Annotated in this window: 5 protein-coding genes and 3 tRNA genes; 2 read left to right on the top strand and 6 right to left on the bottom strand. The window is 50.2% G+C overall.

The window, feature by feature from the left end; all coding sequences use genetic code 11:
* Positions 1 to 321: 321 nt before the first annotated feature.
* The 5 genes from B2118_RS04745 to B2118_RS04725 form a co-directional block, all read right to left on the bottom strand.
* Entirely contained in the window at positions 322 to 2,052 is a 1,731-nt protein-coding gene (locus B2118_RS04745) for an ABC transporter substrate-binding protein (RefSeq protein ID WP_428053658.1), read from the bottom strand.
* Positions 2,049 to 2,999 carry a C39 family peptidase gene (locus B2118_RS04740; protein ID WP_428053656.1) on the bottom strand — a complete coding sequence of 317 codons (951 nt, stop codon included), beginning with the start codon at positions 2,997 to 2,999 and terminating at the stop codon, positions 2,049 to 2,051. Before B2118_RS04740 ends, B2118_RS04745 begins: the two co-directional genes overlap by 4 nt.
* Before the next feature lie 13 nt (positions 3,000 to 3,012).
* Positions 3,013 to 3,085, bottom strand: a tRNA-Pro gene (locus B2118_RS04735).
* Positions 3,086 to 3,145: 60 nt separating this feature from the next.
* Entirely contained in the window at positions 3,146 to 4,180 is a 1,035-nt protein-coding gene (locus tag B2118_RS04730) for a hypothetical protein (protein WP_428053654.1), read from the bottom strand.
* A gap of 335 nt (positions 4,181 to 4,515) precedes the next feature.
* Positions 4,516 to 4,589, bottom strand: a tRNA-Gln gene (locus tag B2118_RS04725).
* A gap of 97 nt (positions 4,590 to 4,686) precedes the next feature.
* Here B2118_RS04725 and B2118_RS04720 point away from each other — a divergent pair.
* Positions 4,687 to 4,760, top strand: a tRNA-Ile gene (locus B2118_RS04720).
* A 237-nt stretch (positions 4,761 to 4,997) separates the two neighbouring features.
* Here the strand turns inward: B2118_RS04720 and B2118_RS04715 are convergent.
* Positions 4,998 to 5,618: an ankyrin repeat domain-containing protein gene (locus tag B2118_RS04715; protein ID WP_428053652.1), complete on the bottom strand. Its 621-nt coding sequence runs from the start codon at positions 5,616 to 5,618 to the stop codon at positions 4,998 to 5,000.
* Positions 5,619 to 5,702: 84 nt separating this feature from the next.
* Here B2118_RS04715 and lysS point away from each other — a divergent pair, with 84 nt between their 5' ends.
* Positions 5,703 to 7,244: a lysine--tRNA ligase gene (gene lysS, locus B2118_RS04710; protein ID WP_428053650.1), complete on the top strand. Its 1,542-nt coding sequence runs from the start codon at positions 5,703 to 5,705 to the stop codon at positions 7,242 to 7,244.
* Positions 7,245 to 7,318 lie beyond the last annotated feature (74 nt).

Here is a 7,318-nt window from a genome sequence, read left to right as displayed (position 1 = left end):
TTTACAGTAAACAGCCAAAAAGACAACGACAAAAACAACATTTTTTGCCGTTATCAAAATAGGGGTCATTCTGAACTTGTTTCAGAATCTACATCTTGGGTAGTTGTCGTTAAGGTCCAACAGCAACAACCAACAACACAATCGGTAGATCCTGAACTAAATTCAGGATGACCTGCTTATTTTATTAACGACAGGGCCCGAAACCCTGCAGGTCGCGCCCCTAGCGGGCTGACAATTCAGCAGGTCCCTTTTTAAAAAATGAAGCGGGGCAAGGAATACAAATCCTTGCCCCGCACACAAACACAAATTTTACCGCAACGGCTATTCTTTAAACATCGGGTAGAAATAAATACCCATATACACCGGGTTATCCGTAAAGCCCTTCACGTTTTTGCGCATTGCCCACAGGCCTGTGGGGTGGACGGTATAAATCTGCATTGCGTCCTCGTGCATTAAGTTATGCACCTGCTTATATAAGGCGCTGCGCTTAGCAAAGTTGGTCTCCGCCACGGCCCGCTCAATCAGTGCGTCCACTTGCGGATTTTTGTATCCCTGCGAAAGCGCATACCGCCCTTGGCTGTGCAAGAACGGGAAATAGAAATTGTGCGCATCGGCGTAATCTGCCACCCAGCCGCGCGCCCACATCGGCATTTGGCGTTTGGCGGTTTTTTCCAAGAACGATGGCCACGTTACACCGCGCAAGTCAATCTGAAATTTGGAGTTTAAACTTTCCACATTGCGTTTTAAAATTTCGCTCGCAATTTGGCGCATATCGCCGCTGGTGTTGTAGGTAATGGTAAATTTAAAGCCCTTTTCCCACACTTGGCCGCCCCAAGCCTTTTTAAAGAGTTCCTCGGCCTTTTTTAAATCAAAGGGATATTGTTTAAAATCCTTATCGTATTTGACCAACCCCGCCGGAGCCGGGCCGATAGCGCGCTCGCCGCGGCCTTCCATAGATTCCTTTAAAAAGGAATCATAATCAAAGGCGTATTCAAAGGCTTGGCGCAAATTTTTATCAGCAAAGAAATCAGCGGGAATCCCCTGCCCGTCCAACTTGCCGGAACCTACATCCGGGTTGGCCTGCATATTGATATCAAGCGTAAAAAAGATGACCGGGTCCGTGCGCAGGCGGGGCAAATTGTCGTACAAGGTTACATCGGGGTTGCCCTTAATTTGCGCCGCAAACTTGGTGGAAATTTCCGCCACGTCCGCATCGCCCGTTTCCAACATTAGCCGCAGTGTAGAGGGTTCATCTACCGTCAGCATATGGATAAATTTTAATTTAGGCGCACCCGCAAAATAATTTTCGTTCGCGGCCAAGGTCAAGCGTTTGGCGGCAATATCCCAGCGCGCCACGCTAAACGGGCCCGAACCGTTGGCCACCGCAAAGAACGGGGAGGAATCCCTGGCAAAGTTGTTAAACTGCTTCCAAGTTTCTTCCGTACCGTCCCACGCCCCGTGAGAAGCCGCCCAATCCTTACTGACGATGTAACTCCACCGCGCAATAATGGAAAGAAACGGCGCAAACGGCCGTTTGAGCGTTACCACCACATTATCCCCATCCACGCGTATGGCGTTGGCGGCGTCCTTAAAATTGACTACGATTTCGCCCTTGTCATTACGCGTAGAGGATACGCCCAAAACCGGCTCCAATAATAAACTGGACGGCCCGCCGGACACATCGGATAACAAAAAGCGCAACAACGAATAACGCACATCCTCGGGGGTCAGGTCTTCCCCGCCTTGGAATTTAATCCCTTTGCGGATAGGAAAGGTATAAGTGCGGCCGTCGGCGGAGATGAGTCCGTTTTCCTTGCTGGGTACTGCCGTGGAAACGGACGGAAGCAAATCAGTCAGCGAGGAACCGTCAAACTTTAAAAGGGTATCATACACGTTAATTAACAGCCCGTGGGTTACCCCGTCATACGAATAAACCGGGTCCAGGGATTCCATTTCCCCTTTGTGCGCCACCACCAAGGTATCCTTCATATCTTGTTTGGCGCAGGCCGAAAATAACAACACGGCACACATAAACAGTAAACATTTCTTCATTTTTTCCTCACCACATACGCGGCGCCTTTTTTATTGCACAGCCACGCTTTTGCAAATTCCCGCGCGTCGTAGGCGCGCAAAACTAAATCTTTTTTTAAAGCGGCCGGGTCCGCCACTAAAATTTTTCCGTCCTTCCAACCCCGGATTAACACCAAGTGCCCGGGCGTATGCTCTATGGCCGCACCCGCGAGTTCCCCGCGGTTATAGCCGATACTGGCCACCACCAAGGAGTCTTCCGCTACAAAATTTTTAAGTTCGCTTAGCGCACTAAACCGCCGCACATACGACTCTGCCCCGCGGGCCGAAGCCGCGGACACATTAAAAACCCAGTTGCCAAAAATGCCCGCAGTCTGGTCAAAAACCTCTTCTAAAAAATCCTTTAAAGCGGTTTTAATGCCTAACGCATTTAATGCCATACAAAGCGAAGTGGGGCTACAAATGCGGCGGCGGTCCGGGTGGGTTTGCTCCATTTGGGAAATGGGGGTTACTTCGTGTTCAAACGAACCTACGGGCAAGCGGGCGGCGATTTTTTCGTCATACGCAAAAGAAGCGCTTACTGCCGTTACCGCCAACGAGGTTACTTCCGCCCCGCCAAACAATTTTAAGCGGTAGCGGTAGGCTTCCGCCGGGGCCGACAAAACCAGTTCATCCGTCGCCACACGCCCGAAAGCGTCCTCTTGCGCGGGGAAACTGCTCTTCATTTTGCCGGACAAAAGCCCCAACTTATAAAATCCGCTCCATTTTTCCTTTACACACACCTGCGCTTCCAACAGCAGCCAACCGTCCGCCGGAGAGCGAAACCCGGCAGACAAAACAAAAGATGAAAAGGGAAACGGCGCTTTAAACACGCGGGAAACCACGGTTTGGATACCGTCTGTTACCGTTTTGTCCGCTATGTCGGCAGGAGTGTGCAAAAAATTGAAGATACAGGAACGCTGTTGGGCCATATAAAAACCTTTATCGGGGCACCCGGACTTGAACCGGGAACCTCCCGCTCCCAAAGCGGGCGCTCTACCACTTGAGCCATGCCCCGAACGTGTATATTGTACCAATTTTAGGCTAAAAACCCCATAAAAAAATAGAGAGGAGCGTTTTATTTGGCCCGGTGAGGAATACGGTCTTGCGGAAGAACCTCGTACAAGTGCGAATCCCGCTCCACAAATGACGGGTCTTTTGTAAGAGAAATATCATACGGACGGAATAAAAAGTTCCCGCTGGGAAGCAAATCCAACTGGCCCCAGCAAGGCTTTTTCCCCACCTTTAAAAATGCGCTTATTTGCATAATTTGTTTGGTAGGAATACTTTTAGGCGTAGTAAATTCCTGTATGTGCAATCTCTGCGTGCGGTAGTGTGGCGGGATAAGTCCGCCGACGTGCAACATAATGGAAATGGGCTTTTCCTCGCTCATTGCAAAGCGAACGGCAAAATCCGGGTCTTGGGAAAAGTGAAGCACGGGCCAAGCGGTTTGGTAGTCATAGGCTTTGTTTACGTCCAGCCCGTTTTTAAAAATATTGCGTAAATCCTTTCCGTCCGCAGACAAACGCATCCCGCGAAGCAAATCAAACGCATAGCGCGGAGCCGGGTACGGCGTATTGCGCAGGGCGGCGGTTTCCTCCCACGGGTTTTCCCGCCATTGGACGGTTTTTAAATCGCGAATAACATACGCCTGACCCGTAAAACGCGGAAGCCCATAAATAAGTGCGGCCTCTTGGGGGTGCCCGGCAAGCCAAGCAAGAGCCTGCGGTTTAGACAATTTTTTATGCTTTTGCACCATTGCCACCGCTCGGGTTCCAGCGTGCGTATCGGTTAATAAGAGTGATTTTTTGGGAAGAGATATTTCCGTTACGCCGCCCGGCAAATCTTTTATATGAAATGCAGACAGGCGCGCCTTTATCCCCGGAGTTAATACGCAAGAAGCCAAAGCCTTTTGCACATCCGGGCGCATGGGAATTACCTGTACGGCAGATACGGAAGTAAAAGAGGGGACCTTAACGGTACGTGGCACCTGCACTTTAAAGGATGTTTTGATATTGCGGGGCACAAACGCGCGCACGCTTTGCGCCGCCAGCGGACCTGACGCAAAAAGGGAAAGAGATAAAACACACATCGCGCGCCAAAACAGGTTCATACCCGTATGGTAGCAGAAAAAAAGCAAAATGTCATCCCCCTGCGGGGCGCGCGTGTTTTTTCGTCCTAACGCAGGCAAAGCAGTTTGCCAGCTGTCCCGGAACAAAAAATAACCGCCCCAAAAGAAGCGGTTTTAAAATCTGGTTCCGGTGGAAACTCGGACACAAGTCCGCTTGCTGACGCGCGCGGCTCGCGGCCCCGCCTCGCGGTATTCGCCTTTGCCTAACGGCAAAACTCATACATCGCTGCGGCTTTCTCGGCCTAACGCAGGCAAAGCAGTTTGCCAGCTGTCCCGGAACAAAAAATAACCGCCTCAAAAGAGGCGGTTTTCAAATCTGGTTCCGGGACTAGGACTCGAACCTAGAATTAATGCTCCAGAGGCATCCGTGTTACCATTACACCATCCCGGATTAACATAAATATTTTAGCACATTTTAGTAAAACGGTGCAATTTTTTCTTATTATCCCGCCCGGCGCTTTAATTTGTTATAATAAAAAATAGATTTAGCGCCTATAGCTCAATCGGTTAGAGCAACCGACTCATAATCGGTGGGTTCCAGGTTCAAGTCCTGGTGGGCGCAGTATTCAAAAGCCTACGCGCAAGCGTGGGCTTTTTTGCGTTCAAGCACACCAACTGCTTGGTGTGCGTCCAGACTTGAAAGGCGGAGCGATGTTTTTGTTTGAAGCGATGGGCGCTGAAAGGTAAACACCGCGAGCCCGGCCTGCAAGAAAATTCCGTCAGGAATTTTACTGGAAGGCAAGTCCTGGTGGGCGCAGGAAAATTTGGGCCTCGCATATGCGGGGCCTAAATTTTTTTCTTATTCCAAGTGTTGCGGTTGTAAAATGGAAAGCACTAACATTGCTTGGCGGTAATCGGTTTTCTCTTCGTCGGATAGTTTCTTGTTTTCGGCCAGTTCCTGCGCGGGCGTTTTGCCGTCCGGCCCGGCAATATCCGGGTTAGCCTTGGCGCGGAGCAATACCTTTATCACGTCCGCCGTATTGTTTTTAGCCGCCAATAAAAGCGCCGTTTCACCCGCTTTATCCTGCAAATTGACGTGCGAAGCGTTTTTAACGAGTTCCTCCACCACCGCCACAGACCCGTTATATTGCGCCGCGTTCATTAGTGCGGTACGGCCCTCGTTATCCGTAATGTACGCATCCGCCCCCGCCGCCATTAAATTGCGCACGGCTTGCGGGTCCTTAGCGTGGCGCGCCGCATAAAACAGCGCGGTTTGCCCGGCTAAATCCCGTTCGTTTACGTCGTCGCTGCGTTTGATTAAGCGCGCGGTTTCCTTGCTTAATTGCTCCTCGTGCTCCAACGCCTGCATTAATTTGGTGGCGCCGCGTTCGTCGGTTTCCTCGCCGTGGTAACGGTAATACAGCCCGCCGCTAATCAGCGCGCCAATCACTAAAATTAATAAAATCGTGTTCCGTTTCATAAAATCCTCCGTTGATTATTGTATCATTATTACCCCCTCCAATTTGCTAAAATATAGGTAATATAAAATACAGAGGTTTTACAGATGTCAACCGAACATACGCAACAGCATAACAATTCGCTGGACGAAATCATCGCCCGGCGCTATGCGGAAGTAGAAGAAATCCGCCAACTGGGTGTAACCCCTTACCCCAACCGCTGTGAAAAACAGATTTCCTGCCAGCAAGCCAAGGACTCCCCCGAAGGGGCCGAAGCCATTACCGCCGGCAGATTAATGCAACTGCGCTTAATGGGCAAGGCCGCCTTTGCGCACCTGCGCGACTTTTCGGGCCGCGTGCAACTCTACATTGCCAAAGATAACTTGGGCGACGAACCCTACGCGTTCTTTAAAAAGCATATTGCGGTGGGCGATTTTGTGTCCGTAACCGGGCACGTATTTGTTACCAAAACGGGCGAAAAAACCATTAAAGTAACCAAACTTACGCTCCTTTCCAAGGCTATCCGCCCGATGCCGGAAAAATACCACGGTTTGCAGGACACCGAGGTCCGCTTCCGCAAACGCCACTTGGATTTAATCGCCAACGAAGACGTAAAAGAAATTTTTATTAAACGCGCCAAAATCATTTCGTCTATCCGCAAAACCTTGGACGAAAAGGGCTTTTTGGAAGTAGATACCCCAATTTTGAACCCCGATTCCGGCGGCGCGATTGCACGCCCGTTTGAAACGTACCACAACGCCTTAAAGATGCCGCTCTTTATGCGCATTGCGTTGGAACTGTACCACAAACGCTTAATCATCGGCGGTATGGATAAGATTTACGAAATCGGCCATATGTTCCGCAACGAAGGTATTGATACGACCCACAACCCTGAATTTACGATGATGGAACTCTATCAGGCGTACGGGGACGTAAACACAATGGCGGATTTGTTTGACGAAATTTTGGGCAATGCCGCCAAGGCTATCGGTGCGGAAAAGATTCACTTCCGTGGCTATGATGTGGATTTAAGACCGCCCTTTAAACGCCTCTATATCCCGGTGGCGTGGAAGGAAAAATTCGGCCACGATATTCACGAAGTATTAAATGGCCGCCACTTTAACCGCGCCAAACTGGAAGAAGTCGCCCGCGAACAAGGCGTAAAATTCGGCCCTAACGACAGCGATTCCTCCATTTTTGACGAACTTTTTGAAGGCAAACTGCTGGCCGATTATCACAACCCGGTTATTGCTATGGAATACCCCACGGCGGTAAGTCCGTTCTCCAAGACCAAACCGGGCGACCCGGAACTGGTGGAACGCTTTGAGGTGTTTGTAAATGGGCAGGAACTCGGCAACGCTTACACTGAGTTGAACGACCCGGCGGACCAGTTGCAGCGCTTGAAAGACCAAGCCGCCGCCAAGGCCGTAGCCAAGGGCGAAGACGCCAACAACGCCGATATTTTGGACGCCGACTACATTGAAGCAATGGAAAGCGGTATGCCGCCCACCGGCGGTATGGGTATTGGTATAGACCGTATTATTATGATGCTTACCGGCCAAGACTCTATCCGCGAGATTATCTTGTTCCCCACGCTCAAAAAGTTGGACGAAAACGAGAACGAGAAAAAAGAAGAAGAAAAGAAATAAAGTTGTTTTGTATATTCCAACTCCCCGCGTGCAAAAAACAAACGCGGGGTGTTTTTTATAACTACTGCTCACAA

Source organism: Candidatus Avelusimicrobium stercoris (assembly GCF_002437085.1).
Classification (GTDB): domain Bacteria; phylum Elusimicrobiota; class Elusimicrobia; order Elusimicrobiales; family Elusimicrobiaceae; genus Avelusimicrobium; species Avelusimicrobium stercoris.
The sequence above is the reverse complement of the archived record's forward strand: the minus strand, read 5'-3'. Positions and strand labels throughout refer to the sequence as shown.

What these genes read in the sequence shown, in the direction of transcription:
- B2118_RS04745 (WP_428053658.1), bottom strand. Translation starts at nt 2,052, where the DNA reads ATGAAGAAATGTTTACTGTTTATGTGTGCCGTGTTGTTATTTTCGGCC.
- B2118_RS04740 (WP_428053656.1), bottom strand. Translation starts at nt 2,999, where the DNA reads ATGGCCCAACAGCGTTCCTGTATCTTCAATTTTTTGCACACTCCTGCC.
- B2118_RS04730 (WP_428053654.1), bottom strand. Translation starts at nt 4,180, where the DNA reads ATGAACCTGTTTTGGCGCGCGATGTGTGTTTTATCTCTTTCCCTTTTT.
- B2118_RS04715 (WP_428053652.1), bottom strand. Translation starts at nt 5,618, where the DNA reads ATGAAACGGAACACGATTTTATTAATTTTAGTGATTGGCGCGCTGATT.
- lysS (WP_428053650.1), top strand. Translation starts at nt 5,703, where the DNA reads ATGTCAACCGAACATACGCAACAGCATAACAATTCGCTGGACGAAATC.